Annotated in this window: 1 pseudogene; it reads right to left on the reverse strand. The window is 65.8% G+C overall.

The window, feature by feature from the left end:
• A pseudogene (locus EEB15_RS33415) lies at positions 1-418 on the reverse strand (UDP-glucose 6-dehydrogenase); the annotation flags it as partial.

A 418-nucleotide genomic window follows, 5' to 3' on the forward strand; every position in this document is an offset into this window, starting at 1 on the left:
CCTTGAGCAGCTCGAAATCCGGTGCCTTGAATTGCTGCCACTCGGTGCAGATGACCAGCGCATCGGCGCCTCCCAGGGTCGCCTCGGGGGTGCCCATCAGGCTCAGGCGTTCGTCGTGGCCATAGAGCCGCTGGGTTTCCTGCATGGCTTCGGGATCGTAGGCGCGCACCTGCGCGCCGTGGCGCCAGAGCGCTTCCATCAGTTCGCGGCTGGGCGCGTCGCGCATGTCGTCGGTATTCGGCTTGAAGGCCAGGCCCCAGAGGGCGAAGGTCTTGCCGCGCAGGTCGCCGTCGTAGAACACCCGGATGCGTTCGAACAGCTTGTGCTTCTGCCGCCGGTTGATCGCTTCCACTGCCTGCAACAGGTCGCTGGAGCAATGCGCCTGCTCGGCGCTGTGGATCAGCGCGCGCATGTCCTT

This window comes from Ramlibacter sp. WS9, from assembly GCF_003797765.1.
Lineage (GTDB): Bacteria > Pseudomonadota > Gammaproteobacteria > Burkholderiales > Burkholderiaceae_C > Ramlibacter.